A 2,022-nucleotide genomic window follows, 5' to 3' on the forward strand; every position below is an offset into this window, starting at 1 on the left:
CGGCTGTCGCCCGCGCTGGCATGGCGGCCGGGACGGAGGCCGCGGATGGAGCGGACCGGGCGACGGGCGACTGCACGGGGGAGGACGCGCTGAGCGCCGTGGCCCGCGTGGGTTCTGCCGAGACCTGGGAGGCGACGGCAGATGCCGGAGCCGCTATGGACGGGGCCGCTGCGGAGGAGGCCGCTGGCGCGCGCGGAGTGGCTTGCGTGGCTGGTGCTTTCGCCGGCAGCGAGGCCGCAGGGACGGGCGCGGCGGGTGCACTGGCCCCGGCTGCGAATGATTCGGTGGGAGTGGGGCCAGGGAGCGGGACGGTGGCCGGCGCTTCGGCCTGCACGGCACCGCTGGCCCCGTTCGATGCCGCTGGCCTGGCGGCAGGTGCCATCCCGATGGCGGTCGCTGGCACGGCCGATGCGGCGGGCGTGGGCGCTGCCGCAGGGGTGCTGCCGGTGGCAGGGCCTGCCAAAGAAGCCCCGGCAGGCAGCAGCAGGTACAGCGCCAGCGCGGCCACCGCCAGCGCCACGTTGGCCGCGGCGATCCACCCCAGCCGGCGCCGGGTCGCCGCGCGGCGGGCGAGCCATTCGCCCGCCTGGGGCAAGGTGGCCGAGGCCGAGAGCGCCTTGGTGATGCGCTTGCGCACCTCGGCATGAAAGATGGCGTCGCCGTACAGCCCCGGCACCACGGTGGCGGCCAGCAAAAGCGCGAGCAGCACGCCCGACAGCACCGGCAGCGGCCACTGCGCCACGTACTGGCCCAGCGCGAACACCAGCAATGCCACGCCTTCGAGGGCGGCCACGTAGACGAGGGCGGCCCCCCAAAGCTGGCGGAACACCAGCCAGTTCAGCGTGCACAGGGCCGCGGCCCAGTTCCAGCGCGGCAGCGGGCGGCCCGCGGTGTCCAGCCGCTCGAAGGCGGGCAGGTAGTAGTCGGCATTGACCGGGCCGATCGCGGCGCGGTAGAGCGTTCCCATCGTGGTGTCGTCGGAGCGGCGCGGAACGAGGGCGGCATGGGCCGAATAAGCCGTGTGGGCAAGCATGGCGAGATTCTGGCACGCACCCCGCCGTGTGGGGCGCTGGGCGCGTGCGGTTTACCCGGGGCGGTGCGATGCGCCAGGCGTGTCCGGGGCGCCCGGCGGGGCATGGACGATGGTGTACAGGCCCACGTCCACCCGGCCGGTGCTGAAGCCGGCTTCGCAATAGCACAGGTAGTACTCCCACAGCCGCCGGAACGGCGCATCGAAGCCCAGCGGCTCGATCGTGGGCCAGGCGCTCAGGAAGCGGTGGCGCCATTCGGCCAAGGTGGTCGCATAGCTGGGGCCGAAGGTTTCCGCGGCCTGCAGTGCCAGGCCCGCGTTCGCCAGCGCTTGCCGCAGCCGGGAGGGCGAGGGCAGCATGCCGCCCGGAAAGATGTAGCGCTGGATGAAGTCGGTGGTGCTGCGGTACTGTTCGAACTGCGCGTCCGCGATGGTGATGACCTGCACCACGGCCCGGCCGCCGGGGCGCAGCCGCTCTTTGAGCGTTTCGAAATAGGCCGGCCAGTACCGCTCGCCCACGGCCTCCAGCATTTCGATGGAGACGATGTGGTCGAACTGGCCTTCGACGTCGCGGTAGTCCTGCAGCCGCAGATCGATGTGCTCGGTGAGCGCCTCGTCATGCACGCGCTGGCGGGCGTGGCGCAACTGCTCGGACGACAGGGTGAGGCCGGTCACCGATGCGCCGGTGTCGCGGGCCAGGGCAATGGCCAGGGCGCCCCAGCCGCAGCCGATCTCCAGCACGCGTTCGCCGGCCCGGGGCGCCAGCAGGGTGGCGATGCGGGCCAGCTTGGCCTGCTGCGCCTGCTCCAGCGATTCCTGGCCCGTGGCGTAGATGGCGCTGGAATAGAGCATGTCCGGGTCCAGCCACTGGGCATAGAAGTCGTTGCCCATGTCGTAATGGAACGAGATGTTCTGGCGGCTGCCCCGGCGGGTGTTGGCGCGGCGCAGGTGGAACAGCCGCGCCAGCAGCCGCGCCGGCAGGCTGGCCTGCA

Annotated in this window: 2 protein-coding genes; both read right to left on the reverse strand. The window is 72.4% G+C overall.

The annotated features are described in order from the left end of the window. On the reverse strand, positions 1-1,033 hold a 1,033-nt coding region (locus AC27IO_RS23425; RefSeq protein ID WP_498741065.1), incomplete at its 3' end, for an SPOR domain-containing protein. A 51-nt stretch (positions 1,034-1,084) separates the two neighbouring features. After that, the coding region (locus tag AC27IO_RS23430; protein WP_498741066.1) for a class I SAM-dependent methyltransferase at positions 1,085-2,022 on the reverse strand (938 nt) is incomplete at its 5' end.

The sequence above is a fragment of the Acidovorax sp. KNOB132 genome, from assembly GCF_057541515.1.